This window comes from Xylanibacter ruminicola (genome assembly GCF_900142525.1).
Classification (GTDB): Bacteria; Bacteroidota; Bacteroidia; order Bacteroidales; family Bacteroidaceae; genus Prevotella; species Prevotella ruminicola_A.
In genome coordinates, this window is record NZ_FRBD01000063.1 from 1 (window position 1) to 1560 (window position 1560).

Here is a 1560-nt window from a genome sequence, read left to right on the forward strand (position 1 = left end):
TGAAGAGTTTGATCCTGGCTCAGGATGAACGCTAGCTACAGGCTTAACACATGCAAGTCGAGGGGCAGCATATTGGTAGCTTGCTACTAATGATGGCGACCGGCGCACGGGTGAGTAACGCGTATCCAACCTTCCCTATACTAGAGGATAGCCCGGCGAAAGTCGGATTAATACTCTATGTTATTCAATGCGGACATCTAAGTTGAATCAAAGATTTATCGGTATAGGATGGGGATGCGTCTGATTAGGTTGTTGGCGGGGTAACGGCCCACCAAGCCTACGATCAGTAGGGGTTCTGAGAGGAAGGTCCCCCACATTGGAACTGAGACACGGTCCAAACTCCTACGGGAGGCAGCAGTGAGGAATATTGGTCAATGGACGAGAGTCTGAACCAGCCAAGTAGCGTGCAGGATGACGGCCCTATGGGTTGTAAACTGCTTTTATACAGGGATAAAGTGAGCCACGTGTGGCTTTTTGTAGGTACTGTATGAATAAGGACCGGCTAATTCCGTGCCAGCAGCCGCGGTAATACGGAAGGTCCGGGCGTTATCCGGATTTATTGGGTTTAAAGGGAGCGCAGGCTGATGATTAAGCGTGACGTGAAATGTAGCCGCTCAACGGCTGAACTGCGTCGCGAACTGGTTATCTTGAGTGAGTTCGATGTTGGCGGAATTCGTGGTGTAGCGGTGAAATGCTTAGATATCACGAAGAACTCCGATTGCGAAGGCAGCCAACAAGGCCTTTACTGACGCTAAAGCTCGAAGGTGCGGGTATCGAACAGGATTAGATACCCTGGTAGTCCGCACGGTAAACGATGGATGCCCGCTGTTTGCGATATACTGTGAGCGGCCAAGAGAAATCGTTAAGCATCCCACCTGGGGAGTACGCCGGCAACGGTGAAACTCAAAGGAATTGACGGGGGCCCGCACAAGCGGAGGAACATGTGGTTTAATTCGATGATACGCGAGGAACCTTACCCGGGCTTGAACTGCCAGCGAACGATACAGAGATGTTGAGGCCCTTCGGGGCGCTGGTGGAGGTGCTGCATGGTTGTCGTCAGCTCGTGCCGTGAGGTGTCGGCTTAAGTGCCATAACGAGCGCAACCCTTTTCATTAGTTGCCATCAGGTAATGCTGGGCACTCTGGTGATACTGCCACCGTAAGGTGTGAGGAAGGTGGGGATGACGTCAAATCAGCACGGCCCTTACGTCCGGGGCTACACACGTGTTACAATGGGAGGTACAGAGAGTTGGATGTACGTAAGTACATTCTAATCCTTAAAGCCTTCCTCAGTTCGGATTGGGGTCTGCAACCCGACCCCATGAAGCTGGATTCGCTAGTAATCGCGCATCAGCCATGGCGCGGTGAATACGTTCCCGGGCCTTGTACACACCGCCCGTCAAGCCATGAAAGCCGGGGGCGCTTGAAGTCCGTGACCGCAAGGATCGGCCTAGAGCGAAACTGGTAATTGGGGCTAAGTCGTAACAAGGTAGCCGTACCGGAAGGTGCGGCTGGAACACCTCCTTTCTGGAGAGAATGACTGTCTTCTAGTGATGCTAGT

Annotated in this window: 1 rRNA gene; it reads left to right on the forward strand. The window is 52.7% G+C overall.

Annotation, left to right across the window (positions count from 1 at the left end):
• A 16S ribosomal RNA gene (locus BUB86_RS16910) occupies positions 1-1526 on the forward strand.
• Positions 1527-1560 lie beyond the last annotated feature (34 nt).